General features: G+C 72.8%; 11 protein-coding genes. 3 read left to right on the top strand and 8 right to left on the bottom strand.

What is annotated here, in order from left to right:
* Positions 1 to 142 precede the first annotated feature (142 nt).
* From ACGFZF_RS29450 to ACGFZF_RS29435, 4 genes are read right to left on the bottom strand one after another with little or no spacing between them, the layout of a single operon-like run.
* Complete coding sequence (locus ACGFZF_RS29450; protein WP_393559049.1) at positions 143 to 1,309, bottom strand: acyl-CoA dehydrogenase family protein; 1,167 nt, start codon at positions 1,307 to 1,309, stop codon at positions 143 to 145.
* A 2-nt stretch (positions 1,310 to 1,311) separates the two neighbouring features.
* On the bottom strand, positions 1,312 to 2,250 hold the full coding sequence (locus tag ACGFZF_RS29445) for a hydroxymethylglutaryl-CoA lyase (protein WP_393559047.1): 939 nt from the start codon (positions 2,248 to 2,250) through the stop codon (positions 1,312 to 1,314).
* Positions 2,247 to 4,238, bottom strand: coding sequence for a biotin carboxylase N-terminal domain-containing protein (locus ACGFZF_RS29440; protein ID WP_393559328.1), 1,992 nt, complete (start codon positions 4,236 to 4,238; stop codon positions 2,247 to 2,249). The genes ACGFZF_RS29445 and ACGFZF_RS29440 overlap by 4 nt, the downstream gene beginning before the upstream one ends.
* Before the next feature lie 13 nt (positions 4,239 to 4,251).
* The gene (locus ACGFZF_RS29435) at positions 4,252 to 5,868 is read right to left on the bottom strand and encodes a carboxyl transferase domain-containing protein (protein WP_147978097.1); all 1,617 of its coding nucleotides are present in this window, start codon (positions 5,866 to 5,868) and stop codon (positions 4,252 to 4,254) included.
* An 87-nt stretch (positions 5,869 to 5,955) separates the two neighbouring features.
* Between ACGFZF_RS29435 and ACGFZF_RS29430 the strand changes: the two genes are divergently transcribed.
* Both ACGFZF_RS29430 and ACGFZF_RS29425 read left to right on the top strand, forming a co-directional pair.
* Entirely contained in the window at positions 5,956 to 6,540 is a 585-nt protein-coding gene (locus ACGFZF_RS29430) for a TetR/AcrR family transcriptional regulator (protein ID WP_393559044.1), read from the top strand.
* A gap of 64 nt (positions 6,541 to 6,604) precedes the next feature.
* Positions 6,605 to 7,381 carry a phosphatase gene (locus ACGFZF_RS29425; RefSeq protein ID WP_356599035.1) on the top strand — a complete coding sequence of 259 codons (777 nt, stop codon included), beginning with the start codon at positions 6,605 to 6,607 and terminating at the stop codon, positions 7,379 to 7,381.
* An 80-nt stretch (positions 7,382 to 7,461) separates the two neighbouring features.
* Here ACGFZF_RS29425 and ACGFZF_RS29420 read toward each other — a convergent pair whose 3' ends face one another.
* From ACGFZF_RS29420 to ACGFZF_RS29405, 4 genes are all read right to left on the bottom strand, one after another.
* The gene (locus tag ACGFZF_RS29420; protein WP_393559042.1) at positions 7,462 to 8,400 is read right to left on the bottom strand and encodes a cation diffusion facilitator family transporter; all 939 of its coding nucleotides are present in this window, start codon (positions 8,398 to 8,400) and stop codon (positions 7,462 to 7,464) included.
* Between the two features lie 23 nt (positions 8,401 to 8,423).
* Positions 8,424 to 9,284, bottom strand: coding sequence for an acyl-CoA thioesterase II (gene tesB / locus ACGFZF_RS29415; RefSeq protein WP_393559040.1), 861 nt, complete (start codon positions 9,282 to 9,284; stop codon positions 8,424 to 8,426).
* Positions 9,285 to 10,442 carry an acyl-CoA dehydrogenase family protein gene (locus ACGFZF_RS29410; protein WP_393559038.1) on the bottom strand — a complete coding sequence of 386 codons (1,158 nt, stop codon included), beginning with the start codon at positions 10,440 to 10,442 and terminating at the stop codon, positions 9,285 to 9,287.
* A 73-nt stretch (positions 10,443 to 10,515) separates the two neighbouring features.
* Positions 10,516 to 11,688, bottom strand: coding sequence for a helix-turn-helix domain-containing protein (locus ACGFZF_RS29405; protein WP_393559036.1), 1,173 nt, complete (start codon positions 11,686 to 11,688; stop codon positions 10,516 to 10,518).
* A gap of 164 nt (positions 11,689 to 11,852) precedes the next feature.
* On the opposite strand from ACGFZF_RS29405, the gene ACGFZF_RS29400 reads away from it, so the two are divergent.
* On the top strand, positions 11,853 to 12,458 hold the full coding sequence (locus ACGFZF_RS29400) for a hypothetical protein (protein WP_393559034.1): 606 nt from the start codon (positions 11,853 to 11,855) through the stop codon (positions 12,456 to 12,458).
* Positions 12,459 to 12,479 lie beyond the last annotated feature (21 nt).

The raw sequence follows: 12,479 nt of genomic DNA, 5'->3' as shown, positions 1-12,479 counted from the left end.
CGACGGGAGAGATCGAAGGTAGGTTAGCCTAACCTCATGTGGACCTGAACGGGTGGGTGCGGATTTCGCGGCCCCGGGACGCGACCGTGCCCGCCACCCCGGAGGGCGACGGGCACGGAGGACGGCCGGGCGGCAGGCGCCGTCAGGCGGGCAGGCCCAACTCGCGGGCGATCAGCATGCGCTGGACCTCGCTGGTGCCCTCGCCGATCTCCAGGATCTTGGAGTCGCGCCACATCCGGGCCACCGGGTACTCGTTCATGAAGCCGTAGCCGCCGTGGATCTGGGTCGCCTCACGGGCGTTGTCGACCGCCACCGTGGAGGAGTACAGCTTCGCCAGCGCCGCCTCCTTCTTGAACGGCTCGCCGAGCACCAGACGCGACGCCGCGTCACGCCAGCCGATGCGGGCCATGTGCGCCCGCATCTCCATGTCCGCGATCTTGAACTGGATGGCCTGGTTCTCGCCGATCGGACGGCCGAACGCCACCCGCTCCTTGGCGTACTTCACCGACTCGTCGACACAGCCCTGCGCGAGGCCCGTCGCGAGCGCCGAGATCGCGATCCGGCCCTCGTCCAGGATGCGGAGGAACTGCGCGTAGCCGCGGCCCTCCTCGCCGAGCAGGTTCGCCGCCGGGACCCGCACGTCGTCGAAGGACAGCTCGCGGGTGTCGGAGGCGTTCCAGCCGACCTTGGAGTACGGGGCGGCGACGGTGAAGCCCGGGGTGCCCGAGGGGACGATGATCGAGGAGATCAGCGGCCGGCCGTCGGACTTGCGGCCGGTGACCGCGGTGACCGTCACCAGACCGGTGATGTCCGTACCGGAGTTGGTGATGAAGCACTTCGAGCCGTTGATGATCCACTCGCCGGTGGACTCGTCGCGCACGGCCGTGGTGCGGGTGCCGCCCGCGTCCGAGCCGGCGCCCGGCTCGGTCAGGCCGAACGCGCCCAGGATCTCGCCGGAGCACATCCGGGGGAGCCACTCGCGCTTCTGCTCCTCGGTGCCGAACAGGTGCAGCGGCATGGCGCCCAGCGAGACACCCGCCTCCAGGGTGATGGCGACGGAGGAGTCGACGCGGGCCAGCTCCTCCAGGGCGATGCCCAGGGCGAGGTAGTCGCCGCCCATGCCGCCGTACTCCTCGGGGAAGGGCAGGCCGAACAGGCCCATGCGGCCCATCTCGCGGACGATCTCGTACGGGAACTCGTGGCGCTCGTAGTAGTCGCCGATCTTCGGGGCGACGACGTCGTGGGCGAACTCCTCGACGGTGCGGCGGAGTTCCTCGTGCTCTTGGGAGAGCCGGTGGTCGAGCGACATTGCTAGGACTCCTTGTGGGAGAGCGCGCGGACGGTACGGGAAGGGCTCGGTCGGCCCAGTTGTTCGGCCATCCACTCGCTCGTGGCGGTGAGGGCGGCCAGATCGACCCCGGTCTCGATGCCGAGGCCGTCGAGCATCCACACGAGGTCTTCGGTGGCGAGGTTGCCGGTGGCGCTCTTGGCGTACGGGCAGCCACCGAGGCCGCCCGCGGAGGCGTCGACGGTGGTGACGCCGCACCGGAGCGCGGCGAGGGTGTTCGAGAGCGCCTGGCCGTAGGTGTCGTGGAAGTGCACGGCGAGCCGTGAGGCGGGCACCCCCGCCTCGGCGAGCGCGGCCAGGAGCTGTTCCACGTGGCCGGGGGTGGCGACGCCGATGGTGTCGCCGAGGCTCAGCTCGTCGCAGCCCATGTCCGCGAGCGCCTTGGTGACCCGGACGACCTGCTCCACCGGGACGGCCCCCTCCCAGGGGTCGCCGAAGCACATCGAGAGATAGCCGCGGACCTTCAGGCCGTGCTCTATGGCCCGCGTGACGGTCGGCCGGAACATGGCCAGCGCCTCGTCGACGGTCCGGTTGAGATTGGCCCGGGCGAAGGACTCGGTGGCCGAGGCGAAGACGGCGATCTCCCGGGCGCCGAGTGCCAGCGCGCGGTCGAGGCCGCGCTCGTTGGGCACCAGGACGGGCAGCCGGGCGGGCACGCCGGCCAGCAGCGGGAACAGCTCCTCGGCGTCGGCCAGCTGGGGCACCCACTTGCGGTGCACGAAGCTGGTCGCCTCGACGGTGCCGAGACCGGCGTCCGCGAGGCGGCGCACGAACTCGGCCTTGACCGCGGTCGGCACGACGTTCTTCTCGTTCTGCAGCCCGTCGCGGGGCCCGACCTCGTGGATCCGGACCCGGGCGGGGAGCCCGGGGGCGGGCACGCGCATGGGCAGGCCCGTGGTCATGATTCCTCCCTGGGGGTCACCACGGCGAGGATCTGGTCCATGGCGACGGTGTTGCCGGGTGTGACGTCCAGCTCGGTGACGGTGCCGGCGTGCGGGGCGGAGATGACGTGCTCCATCTTCATCGCCTCGACGACCAGCAGGCTCTGTCCGGCCTCGACCTCGTCCCCGACGGCCACCTTCACGACGGTGACCGTGCCGGGCATCGGCGCGGCGAGCGTGTCGGCCCCGCCGCGCGTGGCGCCGGACAGGGCGCTGGCGACCGGGTCGTGGTCGATGACGTGCCAGGCGTCGCCGTCCCGGCCGAGCCAGGTCCCCTCGGGGGAGTCGGCGCGGTGGAAGTGATGGGTGAGCCCGTCGAGGCGCACGGAGACGTGGTGCGCGGAGATCTGCCCGACCCCCGCCGCCGTCGGCTCCGCCGCGGACTCGCCGAGCGCGAGCTCCGCCTCCGCCGACGTGCCCCGCACCCGCATCGTCACCGGGTCCTGGCCCGGGACCCGGAAGGGACGCGGAGTCCAGGCCGGCCGGCCGCCGAGACGCCAGCCGCTGCCGGCGTCGAAGGGGTCCGTCCAGCCCGCGGGCGCGCCGGGCGCCGTCGGGAACTGCCGCAGCAGGGCGGCCGCCGCGTACACCTCGTCCGGTACGCCCTCGGGGACCAGGCCGTCCGCCTCGCGCTCCACCAGACCCGTGTCCAGGTCCCCGGCCACCACGTCCGGGTGTGCCAGCAGGCGGCGCAGGAAGCCCGCGTTGGTCGGCACGCCCAGGGTGACCGTGTCCGCCAGGGCCGCGCGCAGCCGCCGCAGCGCGGTGGCGCGGTCCGGCGCGTGCACGATGACCTTCGAGAGCATCGGGTCGTAGAGGCTGGAGACCTCCGTCCCCTCGCTCAGACCGGAGTCCGTCCGCACCCCGTCGCCCTGCGGCTCGCGCAGGGACAGGACCGTGCCGCCGGACGGCAGGAAGCCGCGCGCCGGGTCCTCCGCGCAGATCCGGGCCTCGATCGCGTGGCCCGTCAGACGCACGTCGGACTGGCCGAAGGACAACGGCTCGCCCGCGGCGACCCGCAGCTGCCACTCCACGAGGTCCACGCCCGTGATCAGTTCGGTCACCGGGTGCTCGACCTGGAGGCGGGTGTTCATCTCCATGAAGTAGTACGAGGAGGGGTCCACGCCCGGGACGATGAACTCGACCGTGCCGGCGCCCACGTAGCCGCAGGAACGGGCCGCCTCGACCGCCGCCGCGCCCATCGCGGCGCGGGTCTCCTCGTCGAGCAGGACGCTGGGCGCCTCCTCGATGATCTTCTGGTGGCGCCGCTGGAGCGAGCACTCGCGCTCCCCGAGGTGCACCACGTTCCCGTGGGCGTCGGCGAGGACCTGGATCTCGATGTGGCGGGGACGGTCGATCCACCGCTCCACGAGCAGGGTGTCGTCGCCGAACGAGGACCGGGCCTCGCGCCGCGCCGCCGCGATCTCCTCCGTCAGCGTCGACAGGTCGCGCACCAGGCGCATGCCCTTGCCGCCGCCGCCCGCCGAGGGCTTCAGCAGGACCGGAGCGCCCAGTTCGCGGGCGGCCTCCTCCAGTTCGGGGTCGGCCGCGCCCGGCACGACGGGCACGCCCGCCGCCTTCACCGTCGCCTTCGCCCGGATCTTGTCGCCCATGAGCGAGATCGCGGAGGCCGGCGGGCCGATGAAGGCCAGGCCGGCGTCCGCGCACGCCTGCGCGAAGGCCGCGTTCTCGGCGAGGAAGCCGTAGCCGGGGTGGACGGCCTGCGCGCCGGTGCGGCGGGCGGCGTCCAGCAGGCGCTCCACGGAGAGATAGCTCTCCGACGCGGGCGCCGGGCCGAGCCGGACCGCCGTGTCGGCCTCCCGCACGTGGCGCGCGTCCCGGTCCGCGTCGCTGAAGACGGCGACGGAACGGACGCCCATGGCCCGCAGGGTGCGGATGACCCGGACCGCGATCTCGCCTCGGTTGGCGACCAGGACTGTGTCGAACATGGTCATCTGTCACTCACATCCGGAAGACGCCGAAGGCGGGGTCGGCGAGCGGGGCGTTGGCGCACGCGGTGAGCGCGAGGCCCACCACCTGCCGGGTCTCCATCGGGTCGATGACGCCGTCGTCCCACAGCCGGGCACTCGCGTAGTAGGCGCTGCCCTGCTGCTCGTACTGCGCGCGGATCGGGTCCTTGAAGGCTTCCTCGTCCTCGGCGGGCCAGCTCTCGCCGCGCCCCTCCAGCTGGTCGCGCTTGACCGTCGCGAGCACGGAGGCGGCCTGCTCGCCGCCCATCACCGAGATCTTGGCGTTGGGCCACATCCACAGGAAGCGGGGCGAGTACGCCCGGCCGCACATGGAGTAGTTGCCGGCGCCGTAGGAGCCGCCGACGACGACCGTCAGCTTCGGCACGCGGGTGCACGCCACCGCGGTCACCATCTTGGCGCCGTGCTTGGCGATGCCGCCCGCCTCGTAGTCCCGGCCGACCATGAAGCCGGAGATGTTCTGGAGGAACAGCAGCGGGATGCCGCGCTGGTCGCACAGCTCGATGAAGTGCGCGCCCTTCTGGGCGGACTCGGAGAACAGGATGCCGTTGTTGGCGACGATGCCCACGGGGTGGCCGTGGATCCGGGCGAAGCCGGTGATCAGCGTCTGGCCGTACTCCGACTTGAACTCCTGGAAGCGCGAGCCGTCGGTGATCCGCGCGATGACCTCGCGGACGTCGTAGGGCGTGCGGGAGTCCACCGGTACCGCGCCGTAGAGCCCGGCCGGGTCGACCTTCGGCTCCTCGACCGGCTCGACCGACCACGGCAGCGGGCCGCGCTCGGGGAGCGTCGCGACGATGTTGCGGACGATCCGCAGGGCGTGGGCGTCGTCCTCGGCGAGGTGGTCGGTGACGCCGGAGGTGCGGGAGTGCACCTCGCCGCCGCCCAGCTCCTCGGCCGTCACGACCTCGCCGGTCGCCGCCTTCACCAGCGGGGGTCCGCCCAGGAAGATCGTGCCCTGGTTCCGCACGATCACGGCCTCGTCGCTCATCGCCGGCACGTAGGCGCCGCCGGCGGTGCAGGAGCCGAGGACCGCGGCGATCTGCGGGATACGGGCGCCGGACATCCGCGCCTGGTTGTAGAAGATCCGGCCGAAGTGCTCGCGGTCGGGGAAGACCTCGTCCTGCATGGGCAGGAACGCGCCGCCCGAGTCGACCAGGTAGAGGCAGGGGAGACGATTCTCCAACGCCACTTCCTGGGCCCTCAGGTGCTTCTTCACCGTCATCGGGTAGTACGTGCCGCCCTTGACGGTCGCGTCGTTGGCGACGATCACGCACTCGCGTCCCGAGACCCGGCCGATGCCGGCGATGACCCCGGCGGCGGGCGCCTGGTCGTCGTACATCCCGTTCGCCGCGAGCGGGGCCAGCTCCAGGAAGGGCGAGCCCGGATCCAGAAGCGTGTCCACACGGTCCCGCGGCAGCAGCTTGCCGCGCGCGGTGTGCCGGGCGCGGGCTTTCTCGCCGCCGCCGAGCGCGACCGCCGCGAGCTTGGCGCGCAGGGTCGCGGCCAGCTCGTGGTGGGCCGCCTCGTTGGCCTGCCAGGCCGGCGACGCGGGATCCGCCGCGCTCGTCAGCACAGGTGCCTGCTGCATCCCTCGAGCTCCCTTGCTCGGTTAATGAGCGTTAACGTATGCCCATCAGGTTAACGACCGCTAACCGCATTGTCTAGAATCGGACGCATGACCACCACCGCCAGGACCGACGCCCCGACGCGACGCGAGCAGATCCTCAAGGAGGCTGCCCGCCTCTTCGCCGAGCGCGGCTTCCACGGTGTCGGGGTCGACGAGATAGGGGCGGCCGTCGGCATCAGCGGTCCCGGGCTCTACCGGCATTTCGCGGGCAAGGACGCGATGCTCGCGGAACTGCTCGTCGGGATCAGCGAACGGCTGCTCGACGGCGGACGGCTGCGGGCGGGCGAGGCGGCCGGCGACCCGCGCGCGCTGCTCGGCGCGCTCATCGACGGCCACATCGACTTCGCCCTGGACGACCGGCCGCTGATCACCCTGCACGACCGGGAGCTGGACCGGCTCAAGGACGAGGACCGCAAGCGGGTCCGCCAGCTCCAGCGGCAGTACGTGGAACTGTGGGTGGCGGTGGTCCGCGAGCTCTACCCGGCGGCGGGGGAGTCGGAGGTGCGGGTCGCGGTGCACGCGGTGTTCGGCCTGCTGAACTCGACCCCGCACCTGGCCGCGCTCGGGCGCACGGCCATGGAGGAACTGCTGCGCCGCCTGGCGCACGGGGCCTTCGGCGCGCTGGCGGCCTGAGGGAGCGTCTCCCCGGGCGGAACCGACTGCCCATCGTGACCGCCGGTCGCGCAGAATGAGCACCATGCCGATACTCAGCCGCCCCGCCCTTGTCGAGCACCTCGTCCGGACCCGGATCGCGGGGAACGTCGCCACCCCGCGTGACAACAACCTCTCCCACTACCGCAAGCTCGCCAACGGCGACCGGCACTACTGGCTCGGCCTGGAGCTCGGCGACCGGTGGACCGACGAGCAGGACGTGCTCGCCGTCATGGCGGAGAGGTGCGGCGTCGACGACGACCCCGCCCACCGCGCCGGGCAGGACACCATCGACCCCGAGCTGACCGTCGACGCCCTCGACCGGGCGGCCGCCAGGCTGCGCAAGGCCGCCGCCGGCAAGGAGCGGGTGCTCTTCGCGACCGGTCACCCCGGTGCCCTGATCGACGCCCACAGCCGGGTCGCCGCCGCCCTGCGCGCCCGCGGCTGCGACATCGTCCGGATCCCCGGCGGGCTCGTCGCCGACGAGGGCTACGTCGTGCAGTTCGCCGACGTCGCCGTCTTCGAGCGGGGCGCCAGCCTCTGGCACACCCATTCCCCGGAGCCGATGAACGCGATCCTGGACGCGCTCGGCGAGGACGGCCGGCCCGACCTCGTCGTCGCCGACCACGGCTGGGCCGGCCGCGCGGGCCAGCGGGGCGTCGACTCCGTCGGGTACGCCGACTGCAACGACCCCGCCCTCTTCATCGGCGAGGCCGAGGGGACGATGCAGGTCACCATCCCGCTCGACGACCACGTGGTGGACCCGCGCTTCTACGAGCCGATGACGGCGTACCTCCTGGACGCGGCGGGCCTGGGCGACTGACGCCCGGGCCCGGAGGCCGGCCCGCCGTCCCGGGGGCCCGCGGCGCGGACGCCCGGGCCGGGGTCGTACGGCCGGGGTTCTCAGGTGCCCGACCCGCGACGGGTCACCCCCGGGGTCGGGTCCAGATACACCCGTGCGATCGCCGGCATGCGCTCCCGGAGCTGTTCCTCGGCCTCCTCGCACGCCCACTCGACCTGTGCGGCCGAGGCCACGTCCCGGAAGTCGACCTTCGCCGCGATCATGACCTCGTCCGGGCCCTGGATGAGTGTGGTCAGCTCCAGGACGCCGATGATGTGCGGCACCGAGAGCAGTTCCTCGCGGACCGCCTCGCGCATCGGGCGCGGCAGCGGGCGGCCGATCAGCAGCGCCGCGTTGGAACGGCCGAGCTCCCAGGCCACGTACACGAGCAGGGCGCCGATGAGGATCGAGGCGACCCCGTCCCACACGCCCGAGCCGGTGATCTGGCCGCCGAGGAGGCCGCCCGCCGCCAGCATCAGTCCGGCGAGCGCGGCGGAGTCCTCCATCACCACGGCCTTCACGGTGGTGTCCGGAGTCAGCCGCAGATAGCGGCCCAGGGGTGCCCGCGCCTCCGCCGCCTCGCCCTTGGCCTGCCGCAGCGCGGTCCGCAGCGAGAAGCCCTCCAGGACGAAGGCGACGCCGAGCACGATGTAGGAGACGAGCGGATCGCCCGGTTCCTCGCCGTGGACCAGGGTGTGGACGCCGTCGTAGACGGAGAAGACCGCGCCGCCGACGAAGGTGGCGACGGCGGCGAGCAGGGCCCAGACGTACCGTTCGCCGGAGTGGCCGAGCGGATGGTCCTCGTCGGCCGGCTTCGCGCTCCGCTTGAGCGCCGCCAGCAGCATGACCTCGGTGACCGTGTCGGCGACCGAGTGGGCGGCCTCGGAGAGCATCGCGCTCGATCCGCTGATCAGCCCGGCGACGGCCTTGGCGGCGGCGATCCCGAGGTTCGCCGCCGCCGCCACGATCACCGTGAAGACACTCTCGCCCTGTTCCGCCATGCACCGGACGGTACGTCCGGGTGTCAGCGCGGGACGCGAACGACACCCTCCTGGATGACCGAGATGGCCAGCTTCCCGTCCTGGGTGTAGATCCGGGCCTGGCCGAGCCCGCGCCCGCCCGAGGCGGACGGCGACTCCTGGTCGTACAGCAGCCATTCGTCGGCGCGGAACGGCCGGTGGAACCACATCGCGTGGTCCAGCGAGGCCCCCACCACGTCGCCGACCGCCCAGCCGCCCCGCCCGTGGGCGAGCAGCACCGAGTCGAGCAGCGTCATGTCGGAGACGTAGGTGGCCAGGCAGACGTGCAGCAGCGGATCGTCGGCCAGCTTGCCGTTGGTGCGGAACCACACCTGCGAGCGCGGCTCGCGGGGCTCCCCGACACTGCCCCACGGGGGCACGTCGGCGTACCGCAGGTCCACCGCGGCCCGCGCGTCGACCAGCCGCCGGGCGATGTCCGCGGGCAGATGGCGCGGCAGCATCTCGGCGGCCGTCGGCAGGCTCTCCGGATCCGGCGCCGCCGGCATGTCGTACTGGTGCTCCAGCCCCTCCTCGTACGCCTGGAACGACGCGGAGAGGTGGAAGATCGGCTGCCCGTGCTGGACGGCGACCACCCGGCGGGTGGTGAAGGAGCGGCCGTCACGGATGCGGTCGACCGTGTAGACGATCGGCGCGCCCGGGTCCCCGGCCCGCAGGAAGTAGGCGTGCAGGGAGTGGGCGAGCCGGTCCTCGGGGACGGTCCGCCCGGCCGCCACCAGCGCCTGGGCGGCCACCTGGCCGCCGAAGACGCGGGGGACGACGGCCGAGCGGGACTGGCCCCGGAAGAAGTTCTGCTCGATCTGCTCGAGATCGAGCAGATCGAGCAGGGCGTCGAGAGCCTCGGGCACTTAGAGACCCATCGACTTGGCGATGATCGACTTCATGATCTCGCTGGTGCCGCCGTAGATGCGGTTGACGCGGTTGTCGGCGTACAGGCGGGCGATCGGGTACTCGTTCATGTAGCCGTAGCCGCCGTGCAGCTGGAGGCAGCGGTCGATCACGCGGTGCGCGACCTCGGTGCAGAAGAGCTTGGCGCTCGCGGCCTCGGCCGGGGTCAGCTCGCCCGCGTCCAGGGCCTCCAGGGCGCGGTCGGCGACCGCCTCGGCGGCGTCCACCTCGGCCTTGCAGGCGGCCAGCTCGAACTTGGTGTTCTGGAAGTGGGCGACCGGCTTGCCGAAGACGGTGCGCTCCTGCACGTACTGCTGGGCGAACCGGACGGCGGCCTTGGCCTGCGCGTACGCGCCGAAGGCGATGCCCCAGCGCTCGGAGGCCAGGTTGTGGCCGAGGTAGTAGAAGCCCTTGTTCTCCTCGCCGAGCAGGTCCTCGACCGGCACCTTCACGTCGACGAACGCCAGCTCGGCGGTGTCGGAGGTGCGCAGGCCGAGCTTGTCCAGCTTGCGGCCGATGGAGTAACCCTCGGACTTGGTGTCCACGGCGAAGAGGGAGATGCCGTGGCGGCGGTCCTCGGCCGTCGGGGCCGAGGTGCGGGCGCAGACGATCACACGGTCGGCGTGCACGCCGCCGGTGATGAAGGTCTTGGCGCCGTTGAGGACGTAGTGCGTGCCGTCCTCGGAGAGCTTGGCCGTGGTCTTCATGCCCGCGACGTCGGAGCCGGTGCCCGGCTCGGTCATCGCCAGCGCCCACATCTCCTCGCCGGAGACGAACTTCGGCAGGTAGCGCTTCTTCTGCTCGTCGGTGGCGAGCATCTTGATGTACGGGAGGGCGAGCAGCACGTGCACGCCGGAGCCGCCGAACTGCACGCCGGCGCGCGCGGTCTCCTCGTAGAGGACGCCCTCGAACTTGTGGGTGTCCAGGCCCGCGCCGCCGAACTCCTCGGGGACGTTGATGCCGAAGATGCCCAGCTCGCCGAGCTTGGCGTAGAAGTCGCGCGGCGCCTGGCCCGCGGCGAACCACTCGTCGTAGACGGGGACGACCTCGGCCTCGATGAAGGCGCGGATGGTCTCCCGGAACGCCTCGTGGTCCTCGTCGAATACGGTACGGCGCACGGTACGACTCCTCCGGTGTGCGGGCCTTGTCTAAGCGCTTGCTCAGCTTGTCGTCAACGAAGTTACCCAGCGGTCACCCACCCTGTCCAGACTCCTCGGCTGTGATCCAGGCCCGCTCCACGGAGTCGTACGCGTGCACGGGCCGCCCTTTCGCCCCGCTCGTCCGAAAGGGTGCGCCGCCCTCGTCCCCGATCCGGACCGTGCCCCGGCGCCCTTCCGAGCTCCACTCCAGCTCCAGGTACCAGCGGCAGTCGCACCCCGCCGCCCCCGCCGAGACCAGCAGCTCCTCCGGCTCGGCGGCGCTGACCGCGTACGGGAAGGAGACCGCCGGGAGCTTCCGGCCCTCCTCCCCGGTGGCGTCGTACCCGTCCAGCGCCCGCGCCACCGGCCGCGGCCGGTCGAGGTCCACCTCGAAACGGCGCGGCGTCACCGCCCCGCCGCACCCGTCGTCCGTCCGGTACGCCGCCCACGGCAGCGGCGCGCCCCGCTCCACCACCCGCACGTGCAGCGCCTGGAGCACCACGGCTGCCGCGCCCTTCCCCTGCACCGACACCCGCACCAGCGTCTCCCCGCCGTCCACGGCTCCCTGCGCCGCCGCCCAGCTCCGCGCGTCGGCCGCCTCCGGCGGGGCCGGGGGCGTCCGCTCCACGAGGTAGGTGTGCCCGCACCCGTTCTTCCAGAGGTGCGAGGCGACCGTCCACGTCAGCGGCGCCGGTGGTTCGGCGGCCCGCTCCCGGGTCTTCCCGGGCAGGAGTACGGCTCCGAGCGTCACCGCCCCCACGACCGCCAGCGCCCCTCCGACCACGCCCACCCAGCCCCACCGGCGCCTCCGCCGCTCGGACTGGAGGCCCGGCACGCGCGCGTGCACGGGTTCCAGCTCGGACGCAGGCTCCGGGGCCGGTTCGGGCTCCGGCGCCGGCGTCCGTTCCGGGCCGGGCTCGGGCTCGGGCACGGGCTCGGGCTCGGGCTCCGCGTCGGGCTCGGGCACGGGAGGGCGACGGGTGCGGTCCGCGCGGCTCCAGGCCACCTCCAGGGCCCGCCGCTCTTCCCCATCCGCCCCGCACAGCAGGGCGAGGCGGTCGACCACGGCGAACTGCTCCGGGACGGTCGCGCCGGAGCAGTAGCGGTGGAGGGTGGACGCGCTCACGCTCAGGCGCCGGCCCAGCGCCTCGTAACTGCGCCCGTCCCGCGCCTTCAGCGCCCGCACGAGCCGCGCGAACTCCTCGACGGCGGCGTCCTTCGGCATTCCATCCCCCTCGACCCTGCGTCCCACGCTTCATGTCCTTGCACGTCAGCGGGGGTGGGATGGTTCCGGGACGGGTGGAGGGCGCGTCGTCGTTGCCCGAGGCGGGCGGGGGCCCGACGCTGGTGGAAGCACTGACCGAACGACCCGACGGGGGATCCACCACCATGAACAAGCTCCGTACCGCATTCGCCGCCACCGCCGCTGCCGCCCTGGGCCTCGCCGCCCTCGCCACCGCCCCGGCGCAGGCCGCCGCCAGGCCCGCCTTCCTCGCCGCCTCCCAGATGCCGCCGTCGTCGACGCCGTGGACCGCCACTCAGGTCTTCACCGGCGTTCCGGAGAACGGCGGCGCCCTCTGCGCCCCGTACAAGATCCCGGCGCAGAACACCCACTACCGCGAGTTCCACACCGAGCTCGACACCAACGGCGTCCAGATCACCACCGTCGCCCGCACCGAGGCCGACGCCGTGAAGCTGGTCGACACCCTCCGCAAGGCCCTCGCCGGCTGCGGGCCCCTGCTGGAGCGGCAGAACCCGGGCCTGCACGCCGTCAGCGCCTCCCACGGCAAGCTCGCCGTCGAGGAGGGTGCCTGGATCTACAGCCTGGACACCGCCGACCCGCAGATCGGCATCACCGACATCCACCTCTTCTCCGTCGGCCGCGACGGCCGCACCGTCACCCTGGTCCGCTGGGGTCAGATGGGCGACTTCAAGGACGCCCCGCTGACGGGCTTCCGCACCACGACGAAGACCGCCGTCGACAAGCTCCACTGACCCAGGGGTCCCAAGGGCCGA

The sequence above is a fragment of the Streptomyces sp. NPDC048338 genome, assembly GCF_043201055.1.
Lineage (GTDB): Bacteria > Actinomycetota > Actinomycetes > Streptomycetales > Streptomycetaceae > Streptomyces.
This window is presented reverse-complemented; position numbering and strand designations above follow the sequence as displayed.

What these genes read in the sequence shown, in the direction of transcription:
- ACGFZF_RS29425 (WP_356599035.1), top strand. Translation starts at nt 6,605, where the DNA reads ATGCCGATACTCAGCCGCCCCGCCCTTGTCGAGCACCTCGTCCGGACC.
- ACGFZF_RS29445 (WP_393559047.1), bottom strand. Translation starts at nt 2,250, where the DNA reads ATGACCACGGGCCTGCCCATGCGCGTGCCCGCCCCCGGGCTCCCCGCC.
- ACGFZF_RS29435 (WP_147978097.1), bottom strand. Translation starts at nt 5,868, where the DNA reads ATGCAGCAGGCACCTGTGCTGACGAGCGCGGCGGATCCCGCGTCGCCG.
- ACGFZF_RS29400 (WP_393559034.1), top strand. Translation starts at nt 11,853, where the DNA reads ATGAACAAGCTCCGTACCGCATTCGCCGCCACCGCCGCTGCCGCCCTG.
- ACGFZF_RS29440 (WP_393559328.1), bottom strand. Translation starts at nt 4,238, where the DNA reads ATGTTCGACACAGTCCTGGTCGCCAACCGAGGCGAGATCGCGGTCCGG.
- ACGFZF_RS29430 (WP_393559044.1), top strand. Translation starts at nt 5,956, where the DNA reads ATGACCACCACCGCCAGGACCGACGCCCCGACGCGACGCGAGCAGATC.
- ACGFZF_RS29405 (WP_393559036.1), bottom strand. Translation starts at nt 11,688, where the DNA reads ATGCCGAAGGACGCCGCCGTCGAGGAGTTCGCGCGGCTCGTGCGGGCG.
- ACGFZF_RS29420 (WP_393559042.1), bottom strand. Translation starts at nt 8,400, where the DNA reads ATGGCGGAACAGGGCGAGAGTGTCTTCACGGTGATCGTGGCGGCGGCG.
- ACGFZF_RS29450 (WP_393559049.1), bottom strand. Translation starts at nt 1,309, where the DNA reads ATGTCGCTCGACCACCGGCTCTCCCAAGAGCACGAGGAACTCCGCCGC.